This window comes from Oceanobacillus sp. M65, assembly GCF_052246275.1.
GTDB classification, from domain to species: domain Bacteria; phylum Bacillota; class Bacilli; order Bacillales; family Amphibacillaceae; genus Oceanobacillus_B; species Oceanobacillus_B jordanicus.
Genome location: NZ_JBQQCJ010000002.1, coordinates 306,889 through 320,640, shown reverse-complemented (window position 1 = coordinate 320,640; position 13,752 = coordinate 306,889). Strand labels below are relative to the sequence as shown.

Annotated in this window: 13 protein-coding genes and 5 tRNA genes; 2 read left to right on the top strand and 16 right to left on the bottom strand. The window is 38.1% G+C overall.

Going from position 1 to position 13,752, the window contains the following annotated elements; genetic code table 11:
* Positions 1-68 precede the first annotated feature (68 nt).
* The 10 genes from ACTWPF_RS09155 to ACTWPF_RS09110 all read right to left on the bottom strand — a co-directional run bounded on the left by ACTWPF_RS09155 (position 69) and on the right by ACTWPF_RS09110 (position 7,757).
* A complete protein-coding gene (locus ACTWPF_RS09155; RefSeq protein WP_443149017.1) occupies positions 69-2,153 on the bottom strand; it encodes a peptidoglycan D,D-transpeptidase FtsI family protein in 2,085 nt (694 codons plus the stop codon).
* A gap of 72 nt (positions 2,154-2,225) precedes the next feature.
* Entirely contained in the window at positions 2,226-3,497 is a 1,272-nt protein-coding gene (locus ACTWPF_RS09150) for an MFS transporter (protein ID WP_443149016.1), read from the bottom strand.
* A 132-nt stretch (positions 3,498-3,629) separates the two neighbouring features.
* Complete coding sequence (locus tag ACTWPF_RS09145) at positions 3,630-4,241, bottom strand: superoxide dismutase (RefSeq protein WP_036572569.1); 612 nt, start codon at positions 4,239-4,241, stop codon at positions 3,630-3,632.
* Positions 4,242-4,466: 225 nt separating this feature from the next.
* Positions 4,467-4,542 (bottom strand) — tRNA-Phe (locus tag ACTWPF_RS09140).
* Between the two features lie 57 nt (positions 4,543-4,599).
* A tRNA-Ser gene (locus tag ACTWPF_RS09135) sits at positions 4,600-4,692 on the bottom strand.
* Positions 4,693-4,701: 9 nt separating this feature from the next.
* A tRNA-Ile gene (locus ACTWPF_RS09130) sits at positions 4,702-4,778 on the bottom strand.
* A 16-nt stretch (positions 4,779-4,794) separates the two neighbouring features.
* Positions 4,795-4,870 (bottom strand) — tRNA-His (locus ACTWPF_RS09125).
* 16 nt (positions 4,871-4,886) lie between these two features.
* A tRNA-Met gene (locus ACTWPF_RS09120) sits at positions 4,887-4,963 on the bottom strand.
* Between the two features lie 309 nt (positions 4,964-5,272).
* A complete protein-coding gene (locus tag ACTWPF_RS09115) occupies positions 5,273-6,901 on the bottom strand; it encodes a Na/Pi cotransporter family protein (RefSeq protein WP_106896941.1) in 1,629 nt (542 codons plus the stop codon).
* Positions 6,902-7,130: 229 nt separating this feature from the next.
* Positions 7,131-7,757, bottom strand: coding sequence for an NfeD family protein (locus ACTWPF_RS09110; protein ID WP_443149015.1), 627 nt, complete (start codon positions 7,755-7,757; stop codon positions 7,131-7,133).
* 74 nt (positions 7,758-7,831) lie between these two features.
* Between ACTWPF_RS09110 and ACTWPF_RS09105 the strand changes: the two genes are divergently transcribed.
* Positions 7,832-8,140, top strand: coding sequence for a hypothetical protein (locus ACTWPF_RS09105; RefSeq protein WP_238018847.1), 309 nt, complete (start codon positions 7,832-7,834; stop codon positions 8,138-8,140).
* A 99-nt stretch (positions 8,141-8,239) separates the two neighbouring features.
* On the opposite strand, the gene ACTWPF_RS09100 is transcribed toward ACTWPF_RS09105, so the two are convergent.
* Complete coding sequence (locus ACTWPF_RS09100; protein ID WP_238018845.1) at positions 8,240-8,638, bottom strand: hypothetical protein; 399 nt, start codon at positions 8,636-8,638, stop codon at positions 8,240-8,242.
* Positions 8,639-8,800: 162 nt separating this feature from the next.
* On the opposite strand from ACTWPF_RS09100, the gene ACTWPF_RS09095 reads away from it, so the two are divergent.
* A complete protein-coding gene (locus ACTWPF_RS09095; protein ID WP_106896945.1) occupies positions 8,801-9,085 on the top strand; it encodes a DUF2624 domain-containing protein in 285 nt (94 codons plus the stop codon).
* 41 nt (positions 9,086-9,126) lie between these two features.
* Here the strand turns inward: ACTWPF_RS09095 and ACTWPF_RS09090 are convergent, their stop codons facing one another.
* From ACTWPF_RS09090 to cccA, 5 genes are all read right to left on the bottom strand, one after another.
* The gene (locus ACTWPF_RS09090; RefSeq protein ID WP_106896946.1) at positions 9,127-10,020 is read right to left on the bottom strand and encodes a deoxyribonuclease IV; all 894 of its coding nucleotides are present in this window, start codon (positions 10,018-10,020) and stop codon (positions 9,127-9,129) included.
* A 23-nt stretch (positions 10,021-10,043) separates the two neighbouring features.
* Complete coding sequence (locus tag ACTWPF_RS09085; protein WP_238018843.1) at positions 10,044-11,357, bottom strand: DEAD/DEAH box helicase; 1,314 nt, start codon at positions 11,355-11,357, stop codon at positions 10,044-10,046.
* 34 nt (positions 11,358-11,391) lie between these two features.
* Complete coding sequence (locus ACTWPF_RS09080; RefSeq protein ID WP_443149014.1) at positions 11,392-12,510, bottom strand: Nif3-like dinuclear metal center hexameric protein; 1,119 nt, start codon at positions 12,508-12,510, stop codon at positions 11,392-11,394.
* Positions 12,485-13,213: a tRNA (adenine(22)-N(1))-methyltransferase gene (locus ACTWPF_RS09075; RefSeq protein ID WP_443149013.1), complete on the bottom strand. Its 729-nt coding sequence runs from the start codon at positions 13,211-13,213 to the stop codon at positions 12,485-12,487. The genes ACTWPF_RS09080 and ACTWPF_RS09075 overlap by 26 nt, the downstream gene beginning before the upstream one ends.
* A gap of 103 nt (positions 13,214-13,316) precedes the next feature.
* The gene (gene cccA / locus ACTWPF_RS09070; protein ID WP_106896950.1) at positions 13,317-13,712 is read right to left on the bottom strand and encodes a cytochrome c550; all 396 of its coding nucleotides are present in this window, start codon (positions 13,710-13,712) and stop codon (positions 13,317-13,319) included.
* Positions 13,713-13,752: the final 40 nt, after the last annotated feature.

The following is a 13,752-nucleotide window of genomic DNA, read 5'->3' as shown; positions in this document are numbered from 1 at the left end:
TATTTACTCTTTGTAAAATTTTCGTAAACAAAAAACAGCCCTCCTCCGCAGGAGAGCTGTTTTTCTACTTAGTTTTCTTCTTCCTCACTATCTTCATCATTCCCATCTTTCATATCAAAATATGCATCGAGAATGCGTGAAGCCATATTATGCTGGATAGGATGTTGATCTTTAATTTTCCCTGTGTTTGGTGCAATAACAGCAAACGCTACTTCCGGGTCATCATATGGTGCATAGCCCACTAGTGAAAGGTTCTCTGTATCAACCAGATTTCCATTCTCATCTATCGCAAAATTTTCTGCAGTCCCTGTTTTGGCTGCTGGCATGTAATCTTTATTTGCTAGTTCGCTGGCAGTCCCAACAGTAGCCACAAGACGGAAGCCTTGTTGTACTCTATCAATATAAGATTGGTCCATCTCAATTCTATTTAGCACTTCTGTATTCTCAGTACGATAAACTGAACCTAATTGTTCGTCAGAAGTTCCAGGCTCCCGGATCTCTTTTAGAAAATGTGGACGTACACGGTAACCGTCGTTTGCTATAGTTGAGACATATTGGGCCAATTGCATTGCTGTGTAAGAATCATATTGTCCTATAGCATAGTCCATTAGTAAACCAGGATTATTATTTGAATCTCCGACAACGCCAACACTTTCATATGGATAGTCGATTCCCGTCTTTACCCCTAAACCAAACTGTCGGAAGTAGTTCCGCATCTGCTGCCATGCAGCTGAATCAAACGATGCCGTACTGCCGTCAGGAAAAGGATACCTATTCTCTCCACCCATTTTTAAAGCAATATAGAACATATAAACGTTGGAAGACCTCTGCAAAGCTCTAAGGTCATCAACAGGTCCCAATCGACTATACGAACCCTTTACTCTTCCCGCAATATTAATTGGTCTGTCATTGAAAGTCTGTCCAGGAGTTATGACACCTGATTGTAGTCCCGCTAGTACCGTTGCTCCTTTTACTGTGGATCCAGGTAAATTTGCATTATACAAAGTCCGAAGCTCTGCATTCGAGTACTCCTTTGTCTTCTTATTATATGCTTGCCCACTAGCGGCCAAAATTTCCCCTGTTTTTGGGTTCATAACAACTGCGATGGCATCTTCCATAAATCTATTCGCATAAGGATGCTTACTCTTAGCAGCTTTTAATTCTTCACGAACAATCTTATCAACTTCTTCTTGAAACTCCATATCGACCGTGAGTACGAGATCTTTTCCTCGTTCCCCTTCTACAATTGTTTTAGAGTCAATAACTCTTCCTGACTTGGTTGTCGTATATTGAATCTGCTCTTTTCTGCCACGAAGAGATTCTTCATAATACTCCTCAAGTCCACTCTTGCCGACACGATCATTCCTACTATATCCTCTTGTCATGTAATAGTCTACACTTTCAGCTGGAATACCCTGTTCTTGTGAAGTAATGGAACCAAGTAAGCCTTTGAAAGTATTCTCGTATGGATATTCTCTATCCCAATCAGTCGTTGCATTAATTCCAGGCAGCTCACTGAGATGTTCAGCTACTTGGGCATATTCTTTTGCTGTAACATCTTCATTTTTAACAATTTGTGGTGTTAAAGAATAAGCTTTGTCTAACTCTTTTTTTATTGCAATGACTTCTAACTCTTGCTTTGAAAATTTATCTTGATCTATGTCTTCCTCTGGAATACGCTCTAAAACAAGCTTATAGAAATCAGAATTACTAAGCTCCTTTTGTTCTTCAGCAGTTACGCGATCTTCTGCTTTGTCTATGTCTTGTAAATATATATATTCCTGTATGTTTCTTTCCGTAATCCCGTCTAGATAATCTTCACTATCCATGGAAATGAATGTTGCAAGTTTTTTGGCGACCTTTAGCCTATCTTCAGCCTGGGTCCCTTTTGCTGGAGTATAGGTAATGGAATAAAGTGGTTTATTATCGACCACCACATCGTGATTAACGTCATAAATTTTCCCACGCGGTACTGGTATTTTTGTTGTATCTTGAATCGTTCTGTCAATTTCCTCTTGAAATGCTTCCCCATTAAGTATTTGCACAACACCAAGCTGCATAATCAGTACGGAAAACATAAGAAACACAACAAAAAACAATATGTTAATCCGAAAGGGAAGTTGTGCTTTTTTCTTTCTTTTCTTATTACCCATCGCTTCTCCCCCATAATAAAAATAGTCATATATTTTTATTATAACACGTCTGATAGTATAATCTAAATGGATTTATCGGTTTTTTTCATCTGTTATTTGATCTTTTATTAAGACCTCTTTCTTTTGCTTTGTTCCGAGGTAAATATTCTTAACAAAAAAGTAAATGATCAAGTGTCCGCTCCCAAGAATTATAAGCAAGACTGGAATCACTTGTTTTGCTGGGAACAGCATGACTGCTCCCAAGAAGAGGACAATAGAAGCAACTCTCCCTAAATTTACGAATAGTTCTCTTACAACAATGTACTCTACGCGCATCTCCTTGGCTTTCCAAGCCTTACCAATCACATCATACGTCATGGAGACGTATGGGACATTAATGATCGGGTAAGCAATTCCAATAAAAACAGCATATATGATTAATTGGACGTAACCTAAATTAAACAGGATAATAAAGGTGGAGAAAAAGAGAATTAGTCCACCAAGTAAAATCGCTTTTTTGCGCAGTTTATTTTTAATAAACTTTGTTGCGATGAAATAAAACACAAAAGAGAGCCCTGATAAGACTAAGTTGAACATACCAAGTGAAAATTCACTTTGGGTTATCAAGAAAACCCATATAGAAATAATAAAAGCAAAAATACCCTCACGAAGTCCCTGAAAAGTGTGCGCATGTAAGATCCTTCGCCAATTCTTATTATGATGACGCTCCTGTAAGATTCTTCTAAAGTGAAAGCTTCCTTCAGCTCTTCGCCTATTAAGAAAAAAGCTACAAGCGACCGCCAAAATAAACAGGATAAAAGAAATTGTAAAGATGGTCGTGTACCCAATATTTGCTTCCATACGAGCAATAATTATCCCGGCCAGCAACGGGCCAATCATACCACCAAAGGACTGAAGCACCCCTAGGAAGCCATTAAAAAAGTCACGTGTTTCAGGTTCCGTAATTTCAAAAGTAAGTACATTAAAAGCAAGCCAGTAGAAGCCATAACCAATCCCTAGTAGGCTCCCTAATAAAAAATTGTACTTTGAAGCTTGTTCTCCAATAAGAAGAACACTTAGAAAAAATATGGACAGAAAGATTACTCCAAGCCGGAGGACGACCACCCTATCCACTTTTTTAGCTAATTTCCCCGCTAAAATAAATGTAGCGGGTTGAAATAGGTATATGGCCAGGTTGTAGATGGCAATCGTAATATAATCACCCGACTGCTTCCACAAATATATGTTTACAAAAGTATTGGACAAGAATATTCCAAGAGAATACAATCCGCCAATAACAAGTAAAAAAAGTAGATCTTTATTTATATCTAATTTCTCTTGGTAAAATTGTATAGCCTTCCGCATGAATCATACTCCTTCATGAATCCTTTCTTAGTTTGAACAGAAGTAATGGAGATATGCAGTATGCTTTTTACTAATCCATATTCAAAGAGCGCAAGGCTCTATGCCTTGCGCTCTTTGAATTAAAGACTATTTTTATTTTGCTTCATTGTAGTTTTTGTTTACTTGATCCCAGTTAACTACATTCCAGAATGCAGATACATAATCAGGGCGTTTGTTTTGATATTTCAAGTAATAAGCATGCTCCCAAACATCAAGACCTAATAGAGGAGTTTTTCCATCCATTAGAGGTGTATCCTGATTTGGTGTGCTTGTTACTTCAAGCTCTCCATTGTTAAGAACTAGCCATGCCCAGCCGGATCCAAAGCGAGTTGTTGCAGCATTTTCAAATTCTTCCTTGAATTTGTCAAAGCTGCCAAACTTACTGTTTAGTTTATCTGCAAGTTCACCTGATGGCTCGCCGCCACCATTTGGTGATAATACGTTCCAGAATAAAGTATGGTTTGCATGTCCGCCACCATTATTGCGAACTGCAGTGCGTGCGCTTTCTGGTACAGCATCTAAATTGCTTAAAAGGTCTTCTAATGATTTATTTTGAAGATCTGCATGCCCTTCTAATGCTCCGTTAAGCTTCGTAACATAAGTGTTATGATGCTTCGTGTGGTGAATGTTCATTGTCTCTTTGTCGATAGTTGGTTCTAACGCGTCGTATGCGTATGGTAGTTCTGGTAATTCAAATTTTGCCATAATTAATGTTCCTCCTCTAATAAATATGTTTATTAAAAGGAATGTATCCACCCTTTATGGAAAGAGTATCAAAGCATGCATGCAGTTGCAACTAATATGCATGAGTACCAAATTTAAACTTCCAGAAACAAGTCCCCTATTTCTACTCAAAATTTACGTCGCTTCTATGTAGGTAACTTTTGAAAACACAAAAAAACAGGCCTTCGCCTGAGAATGATTTTAAAATGGTGGCTCGGGACGGAATCGAACCGCCGACACAGGGATTTTCAGTCCCTTGCTCTACCGACTGAGCTACCGAGCCATTTAGGATATTAAATTGTTTTCTTCCTTCTTAAGAAGTTTTTATCCAAAGTATGTATGGAGGAGGTAGAGGGATTCGAACCCCCGCGCGGTTTGACCCGCCTGTCGGTTTTCAAGACCGATCCCTTCAGCCAGACTTGGGTATACCTCCGAGTTTTTATGGTGGACCCTGCAGGACTCGAACCTGCGACCGATCGGTTATGAGCCGATAGCTCTAACCAACTGAGCTAAGGGTCCTTTGCTTTTATATTTATGGGGCGACCGGTGGGGATTGAACCCACGAATGCCGGAGCCACAATCCGGTGCGTTAACCACTTCGCCACGACCGCCATAAATTTATGAAAATGGTGGCGGCGGAGGGGATCGAACCCCCGACCTCACGGGTATGAACCGTACGCTCTCGCCAGCTGAGCTACACCGCCATGTTTATCTTGTTAGTAGTGACTGCTAGGATACAATGTAACCTAATTACCTTGTCTTTTTTGTTACGCGTTGTTTCGGCGACAAGATATAATTTACCACGTTCGACAAAAACTGTCAATCATTTTTTAAAAAGTTTTTTTCTTTTTGCAATCTATGTAGTTTGTCCTCGGAAACGACAATATATAATATATCACTTTCCTAACTCAAATTCAATAACAAAATTGTTTTTTGTTTTATTTTGAACATTGAACATTTTTTGAAGCCTTTTAAAATAGAAAAGAAGAGTCTTAATAGACTCTCCTTCATTCTTACTCTTCTCCTAACACTTCTTCCGCAATATTAACGGCATGATCCCCTATTCGTTCAAGATTGCTGATAATGTCTACGAAAACGATCCCTGCGGAACCACTACATAACCCTTCGTTCATTCGAATGATATGTTTTTTCCTAAACTTCCGCTCCATCTTATCAATTTCATCTTCTTTTTGTACAACTGCTAGAGCTTCTTCACGATCTGTTTTTTCAAGAGAACGTATAGCCTGCTTCACCGTAGCGATAGTCAGCTCAAACATTTCGTTAAGATCTTCATTCGCTTTATCAGTAAGGTTTACTTTATTGGAAATCTTATAGTCGATAAGCTCTATAATGTTTTCAAAATGATCTCCAATCCGTTCAATATCGCGTACAGAGTCCATGAGGGCAGTATGCTTGTTACTCTCTAGCTCTGTTAGAGAGCCTGCAGAAATACTCACTAAATACTCGGTAATCTTGCGGTCGAGATTATTTAGAGCACCCTCTACCTGCATAGCCATATCTGAATGTTTTTGGGAATGATTGTTTAAATAGAGATTTGTCTCTTCCAGTCCTTGATATGCATATTCCCCCATTCGGATAACTTCGGCTTTTGCTTGATCCAATGCCAGGGTGGATGATTGCTGAATAAAAATCGGGTCTAGATGCTTTGGTTTATATTCAACTATCGTATCCTCTCCAGGAATTATTTTTGTTACAAGCCATGCTAAGGCACCGATAAATGGAAATTGGATAATCGTATTTGTTACGTTAAAAGTACCATGAGCAAATGCTATTGTCATTTCCGCATTCAAGTCAAATTGTCCTTGCAGATAAGTAATTACCTGGGTGAATACTCCGAGAAAGACAATAAATATAGTTGCACCAACCAGATTAAAAATAACATGCGTGTAAGCAGCACGCTTTGCTGCTACCGATGCACCAATAGACGCAAGAACTGCTGTTATCGTTGTACCAAGGTTGTCCCCAAAAAGCACAGGTACAGCTGCTTTAAGGTCGATCGCACCTTCAGAAAACAGACCTTGTAGGATCCCAATAGTGGCACTTGAACTTTGCACAATTAAGGTAAATACTGTTCCAATCACCACTCCAAGTATTGGACTTTCACTCATATTTAAAGTCAACTGTTGAAAGGATTCCAGTTCTCTTAATGGTGACATTCCACTGCTCATTAACTCCAAGCCAAAGAATAAGGCACCAAAACCAAATATAGTTTGTCCAATTGCGTTAACAAGTGTGTTTTTAAAGAAAAACAGTAAGAAACAGCCAGCTGCAATAATTGGCAGTGCATATTCCCCAATGTCAATCCCAATAATAAACGCGGTTACGGTTGTCCCGATGTTCGCTCCCATTATTACACCAATTGCTTGTCTGAATGTCATAAAACCTGCATTTACTAAACCAACCGTCAAAACGGTTGTACCTGAACTACTTTGAATCAGGATAGTTACAATAATTCCAGCTAAAACTCCCATAAAAGGATTGCTTGTAAATTTATCAAGAATGTTTCTTAACCGATCTCCTGCCGATTTTTGAAGTCCTTCTCCCATGTATTTTATACCAAGAAGAAAGATCCCTAATCCCCCGATAAATTCAAATAACAGTGTTTGCAGATCTAATTCCAATCCCTTTACCACCCTTCATTCATGTAGAAATTTGTCGCACACTTAGACTATTATTAATAAATATAAATACTTTGTAAAGGATTTACGTACAAAATTAACATTAAATTTACAAACCGTTTATCGCTTCCCTTTTATTTAGTTCCCTACTCCTGTTGTTAAAATGCAACCAATAGGCAAATAAAAAATCTTTTACAAACCGATTGGTCCATAAAAGATTTAATAGTAACTATTATTGTTTTTCAACTAAAATTTTTGTTCCATCAACCATCGTTACTCGTATTGAAGTCCCTTTTGTTATCCATTGTCCATTTGATACTGCACTATAGTCCCTATTGTTAACCCTAATTGTCCCTACAGGCCTTAAATCAGTCAGTGTTACACCTTCCTGATCAACAAGTGTGGCATAAGTTTCATTTATCGAATTATAGCCCGCTTCCGTTGAAAGCTGATCCTTTAATGTTAACTTATTCCACATATCCCTACGTTTAAATACTTTTAAAAATAGAAATGATGCACCGGTCCCTAGCAACACACCTAATACAGCATAAAGACCGGCTGTCAAATTAGGTGCAGGTAAAGCCACTGCTGTTAACATAGCTGCAAGTCCGATGGTGGCAAGCGTGCCATCGTTCAGGAGTTTACCATCAATGATGATAAGTAATAATCCTATAAAGTAGATAATAAGCATAAGAATAACAGAACCTGTCTCAACATAAGCACCAAAATATACTGTAATAAATCCAATTCCCAATAATGCAAAAAAACCACGCATATTAACGAGTACTTCACCAATTAGAAACAAAGTACCAAAACCAGTAATAACAAGTGCAATCCATTCTAAATTTAATATATCCAAGAGAAATCCTCCTCCCTACATCTAATGGTACGTTTGACAGAGCGGTTAAGTTTCAAAAAAAGGGGGCAAAATGTATGTCATTTTTAAAAAGATGTACACTTTTTTTATTATGTGTATTCCTCATTGCAGCTGTCTATACAGATTTAACAAAAGGAAGTTTGCCTACGACTCCAGAAAATAATGAGACTAATACAAATTATACCGCGAAACAATTAAAAGTACAGCAAGGTGAAACAGTTCTTTCTATAATCGAGAAAATTAACCCTACTTTAACCAAAGTAAGTGTCGATAATTTTATAAAAGATTTTCAAGTACTTAATGCGGAAGCTGATCCATTTCACTTACAAGTAGACCGTTACTACTATTTTCCTGTTTATGAATGAGTACGAAACTCATCCACATATTAAAACAGTATATCTACAAAGATTTTATGACAAGAAAAAAAGGGCTGATACCCTCAGCCCTTTTTACCATACAGTTATTTAAATAAATGGCAGTACAAATAACGTAATGGCGATTGAAATAGTTCCTGCAGCTATTGCTATATTGCCCAGCGTGTCTGCACCTTTGCTCCTGGAGACAAATCCGAAAATAATTCCCGCAGCTCCCATAATAACAGGCCATACAAAAAATGAAATAACTGAGAGCGCAATTGCAATCCATCCATATGTGTAATTCACATCAGATTCCGTCTCAGAGGTTGTATTAGCATCTTCCATTAAAGAGGCATTATAGTCATCTGCGGTTAATTCAGCAGCGTACTCTTCGTCTCTGGTGCTATCTGGTTCTATCCCAACATAATCTTCATTCTTACGGTTTTCACCATGATTTGGCGCTTGCTCAACTTGGTTCTTATCTTGATATGATTTGAACTCATCCATATTAAAGGAAACCTCCTTTATTTACTTGAGGTGCAGTCTTAGTCTATGGATTTATAACTGAATTACCTATGGTATTTTTTGGAGAGGCGTTTCTTTTTGTTAACGATTTCTGCAATCGGAGCATAAGCTACGAAGTAAAACAAAAACTAAAGGAGGAACAACATGTCTTTTTTCATAAAGCAAATGATAACTTCTAAATTAAAGCAACTCCCACCCGAGGAACTATTGAAATACGCAAAACAATATGGTTTCACGATCACAAGAGAAGAAGCCAATTCTATAGCTCAGTACTTAAAGTCACATAATGTAGACCCCTTTACAGAGAAAGGTCGCAATACAATGGTCCAAGAATTAGCTAAGAGAACGGATGTTTCTACGGCAAAAAAGGCACACAAGCTTTTTACAGAACTAATTACTTCCTATGGACTTGAACATTTATTCGAATAATAAAAGGCAGGAAGCTGCTATAAGCGTTCCTGCCTTTCACGTTAGTTTCCCATTATTTCTTCTTTTAGATTATCATTAAATTCGCCGGACTTGATCATGTCAATCTCATGTTTATATGGCGCTTTTTTATCTTTTTTATCTTCACCAACAAAAGGTGTTTCTAAAATCTTTGGTAATGCTTCTAATTGTGGATGGTGTATGACTTTATGTAAAGCCGTAAACCCAATATGGCCAAAGCCAATGTTCTCATGCCTGTCTTTATGTGCCCCTCTTTCGTTTTTACTATCATTTACATGGACAACTTTAATGCGATCGACTCCGATAATTTTATCGAATTCATTTAATACACTATCAAAATCATTTACAATGTCATATCCAGCATCGTGGATATGGCAAGTGTCCATACATACAGACAGCTTTTCATTATGGGTGACACCATCAATTATTTTGGCAATTTCATCAAAGGTCCGTCCAATCTCAGACCCTTTGCCAGCCATCGTTTCCAACGCAATTTGTACATCTTTTTCTTTTTCTAATACTTCATTTAAGCCTTCGACAATTTTCTTGATTGCCTCTTCAGGCCCTGCACCTACGTGGGCGCCGGGATGCAATACAATTTGTTTTGCACCGAGTGCTGCTGTCCTATCAATTTCGCTACGCAGAAAGTTAACACCTAAATCAAAGGTTTGTGGCTTTGTTGTGTTACCAATATTTATAATATATGGAGCATGAACTACAATGTCTTGTATTCCGTGTTGCTTCATATGTTCGAGCCCTTCTGAAATATTTAATTCTTCGATAGGCTTTCTTCTTGTATTCTGTGGGGCTCCTGTATATATCATAAACGTATTTTCCCCATATGAAACTGCTTGCTCACTTGATCCTAATAACATTTTCTTTCCGTTCATTGAAACATGTGATCCTATCTTCAACAACTTAAGCACCTCTCCACGTTATTTTATTTTTTAAATTTATTTTTACGTGTCATCTCTCTTTTTATCTTGGTCTGTTGATATTTCATTTTCTTTTTATACCCTGGCTTTACTTTTTTAGCCTTTTTAACACGTTTCCAGGCTTCTTGTTCCACATCTGTTGTTGTATTCGTTCGAAGTTTACGTTGATTCCAAGGTTTTGCTTCCGTCCACTCCCCTTTACGGAGATCTGTATAAGTGAAAGTAAGCCCTTTTTGCTCTAGCTTTTGAATTAGCTTTATATCATCATCCTGGTAAATACTAATCGCCGTGCCTTCCATACCTGCTCTAGCAGTTCGACCAACGCGATGAATATAAAAATCCTCTTCTTTTGGAAGCTGAGCATTTATCACATGGCTGACACCCTTTATATCAATTCCTCGTGATGCTAAATCTGTTGCAACGATGTATTGATAGCGAAGACTTTGGATCTCTTTAAGCACCCTTTTACGCTCTCTGGGTGCTAATCCACCATGAATAAGACCAACTTTTAACCCTTTTTGTTGTAACGACTCTGCCAACTGGTTCGCTTTTTCTTTTCCATTTGTAAAAATAATGGCTAAATAGGGTTGAATTGTTTTGGAAATTTCAAAAAGAAGTTGTGCTTCATCACGGTGTTTTAGGGCAATTAGTTGATGCTCCATTGTTTCGGGTGAAAAATGATCTTTAATTTTTATATATAACGGATTCTCTAAATATTTTCTAAAGAAATGCTGTAGACGCTGGGGAATAGTCGCTGAAAATACTAAAAGTTGGATATCTTTTGCTGACCGTACCAAAAGTTGATCGACATCCGTAATAAAGCCCATATCCAACATTAAATCTGCTTCATCCACGACAAAGGATTTTGCTGAATAAATGGAAACTGCTTCATCTTTCACTAAATCAAGAATTCTACCAGGCGTTCCAACAATAATATGCGGTGGCTGTTTTAATTTTTCTGCCATTTTCTGTTTATCTGTTCCGCCAATTAGTAATTTCGCAACCCATTGCTTTTCCCTATCCGCATAATGGATAATACGCTTCACTTCATCATAAAGCTGTGTTGCCAGCTCTCTAGTGGGAGCAGTAATGACAAATTGTACTTCTTTCTTGTTCGTGTCAATCTGATTAAACATGGGCAGTAGAAAAGCATGGGTTTTACCAGAACCAGTACGAGATTGTCCAATTACACTGGTCCCTTTTAAAATCGATGGTATAGCCTTTTTCTGTATTTCTGTCGGTTCCTTGAAACCCAATCGCTCTATAACATTCTGCATGATTGGGTGAAAAGAAAATTCACTAAAGTTGTTTTGTTCCATTCAAATAGAACTCCTTTTTATACATATTTTTATTTTAAATAAACGTGAAAGGATCAGTGTTGGTAGTAGATGCCAATAGCTCAACACCATTATCACTAAATTCATTTTCCAAGTATTGAACAACAGCTTCTTTCATTACTTTTTCCGCGTAATGACCTGGGTCAATAATAGCAAGGCCTGTTTGCCAAGCATCCTGAGCAGTGTGGAAGGTCATGTCACCCGTAATAAAAGTATCGGCTCCAGCATTGCGTGCAGCGCGTATATATTTTTCTCCACTTCCGCCTATAACAGCAACTTTTTTTACCGGGCGGTCAAGGTCGCCTGTAACGCGTACCCCAGATATGTCTAATTGCTTCTTAACTAGTGAACTGAATTCTTGTAAAGTTAGTTCTTCTTCTAATGTACCGACTCTGCCAAGGCCATATTTCTTTCCTTCATTCTCCAGTCGAAAGATATCATAGGCCACCTCTTCATATGGGTGTGCGGCAATTGTGGCAGCAAGAACCTTATTTAACAGACTTTCTTGAACAATAGTTTCTATTTTCACCTCAGGAACAAATTCCATTTTATCTTGAGATCCAATATAAGGGTTTGTCCCTTCTAATGGTTTAAATGTCCCTTCCCCCATAGTTTGAAAGGTGCAATGGCTGTAATTTCCGATATGACCTGCTCCTGCTTTTCCTATTGCCTCACGTAATACTTTTTGATGTGTTTGAGGTACATAAACTACTAATTTATAAAGTGTTTCTGTCCTCTCTTTTATAAGAACCTTTGTGTTTTTTATTTTTAGTTTCTCACAAAGTACATCATTCACTCCACCTTCAGCAATATCCAAGTTTGTATGTGCAGCATAAACGGTTATATTATGTTGTAATAGCTTGTGTAGCACACGCCCCTGTGGTGTATCTGTACTGAGCTGTTTGACTGGTTTAAACAGCAATGGATGGTGAGCAATGATTAAGCTCACATTTTTTGTAATAGCTTCGTCCACTACCTCTTCCAATACATCTAATGTTACCATAATCTTTTTAACAGGCGTACTAAAAGAGCCAACTTGCAAACCGACATTATCCCAATCGTAAGCTAGTGATTTTGGAGCAAGTCTTTCCATCGCAGCAAAAACATTTTTATTCGTGATCTTTGTTTTTGTCATTGATTATCTCCTCCATCCATTTTAACTCTTGAGTAAATTGTTTTATTTTAACCTCGTCTTTCACTTTTGCTCGCTCCATTTGCAAAAGAACACGTTGTAGCTTCTCATACTCGTGACGCCATTTTTTATAAAACACTAGGTTCCGGTCCTTCATCAAATACGGCCCAAAGAGCAGCTGTCTTTCAAGTAGCTCATCCTGGTAAGGTGAAGACGTATCGTCTCGTTTGGCGGATAATACCTCGTAAATATGACCATTCTCTTCTAGAATACCTTCATTTTCAATTATGTAATCATTGTCTAGAAACCATTTTCTTACACTTCTAGCATCTATATTTGGCTGCGCGATGATTTGCTTAACCGAACCAAGCTTGTCTCTACCGTCTTCCAATATACTACGAATAAGCGAACCGCCCATCCCTGCTATAACTAATTGGTCTACTTCCTCTTTTTCAAGTACTGCCAATCCATTTCCCAACCGTACTTCTATACGATCATTCATATTAAATTGCTTTACTGTTTTTACTGCACTCTCATAGGGACCTACATTTACTTCTCCAGCAATCGCTTGAGAAGTATGATCCTGAAGGCATACATAGCATGGTAAATAGGCATGGTCCGAACCTATGTCTGCAAAAAACGCTTCTTTTGGTAATAGAGAAGCTACTTTCTTTAATCTTTCAGATAAATTAATATTAGATGACATAACTATCTCAACTTTCTATTATATCGTAATTTCTAGGTAATAAGAAAAGCTTTCTGTCGTAATTGGCAGAAAGCTTAACTATCTGGATTTCATATCGTTAAAACTACTTTTTCTCGGCAAGCCAAGCAGCCAAGACTTCCGCTTCTTGTTCTGTTGCCATTCCTGCTGGCATAGAACCGCGACCATTAATAATAACATCATGTATTTCTTCTTCTGACAATTTGCTTCCTACCTGAGTTAAATCCGGTCCTGCCCCACCGGATAGGTCAGCACCGTGGCAGCTTGAACAATTAGATTTAAAGATTGCTTCTGGGTCGTCAGATGTTTCCCCTTCACTAGACTCTCCCTCAGAAGACTCCCCGCCTTCTTCGGTTTGTTCTCCTTCTTCAGCCTGGTGAATTTGTTCACGTTGGTCCAAACCAATAACAGATATAACAATTACTGCAAGTATTCCCAATAGAGCTATTAATGCATATGGGACAACTGGGTTTCTTCTCATTGCGTTTCCTCCTTATGTAATCCCCATGTTCTATTTAGCT

What these genes read in the sequence shown, in the direction of transcription:
- ACTWPF_RS09155 (WP_443149017.1), bottom strand. Translation starts at nt 2,153, where the DNA reads ATGGGTAATAAGAAAAGAAAGAAAAAAGCACAACTTCCCTTTCGGATT.
- ACTWPF_RS09150 (WP_443149016.1), bottom strand. Translation starts at nt 3,497, where the DNA reads ATGCGGAAGGCTATACAATTTTACCAAGAGAAATTAGATATAAATAAA.
- ACTWPF_RS09145 (WP_036572569.1), bottom strand. Translation starts at nt 4,241, where the DNA reads ATGGCAAAATTTGAATTACCAGAACTACCATACGCATACGACGCGTTA.
- ACTWPF_RS09105 (WP_238018847.1), top strand. Translation starts at nt 7,832, where the DNA reads ATGTCATTTTTAAAAAGATGTACACTTTTTTTATTATGTGTATTCCTC.
- ACTWPF_RS09100 (WP_238018845.1), bottom strand. Translation starts at nt 8,638, where the DNA reads ATGGATGAGTTCAAATCATATCAAGATAAGAACCAAGTTGAGCAAGCG.
- ACTWPF_RS09095 (WP_106896945.1), top strand. Translation starts at nt 8,801, where the DNA reads ATGTCTTTTTTCATAAAGCAAATGATAACTTCTAAATTAAAGCAACTC.
- ACTWPF_RS09085 (WP_238018843.1), bottom strand. Translation starts at nt 11,357, where the DNA reads ATGGAACAAAACAACTTTAGTGAATTTTCTTTTCACCCAATCATGCAG.
- ACTWPF_RS09080 (WP_443149014.1), bottom strand. Translation starts at nt 12,510, where the DNA reads ATGACAAAAACAAAGATCACGAATAAAAATGTTTTTGCTGCGATGGAA.
- ACTWPF_RS09075 (WP_443149013.1), bottom strand. Translation starts at nt 13,213, where the DNA reads ATGTCATCTAATATTAATTTATCTGAAAGATTAAAGAAAGTAGCTTCT.
- cccA (WP_106896950.1), bottom strand. Translation starts at nt 13,712, where the DNA reads ATGAGAAGAAACCCAGTTGTCCCATATGCATTAATAGCTCTATTGGGA.